The sequence below is a fragment of the Monashia sp. HAY1-2A genome, from assembly GCF_056755315.1.
Window position 1 is genome coordinate 1 of record NZ_JBNDHY010000626.1, and the last position, 248, is coordinate 248.

Genomic DNA, 248 nt, shown 5'->3' on the forward strand with positions numbered 1-248 from the left:
GACCTACAGCGCCTTCGTCCAGGGCTTCATGCCATCCTTGGCAAGGCCTGATGTGGACGTGCTTGAGGGACTGACGACGGCGATCATCGTGGACCAGGAGCGTATGGGCTCCAACCCCCGTTCCACGGTGGGCACCGCCACTGACGCAAACGCCATGCTCCGCATTCTTTTCAGCCGCCTTGGACAGCCCCACATCGGATCTCCCAATGCATACTCCTTCAACGTCCCCACGGTTAAGGCCAGTGGGG

Annotated in this window: 1 pseudogene; it reads left to right on the plus strand. The window is 61.3% G+C overall.

From position 1 onward, the window contains the following. Window positions 1-248 (plus strand): annotated as a pseudogene (locus ACPYOM_RS23305) (excinuclease ABC subunit UvrA); the annotation flags it as partial.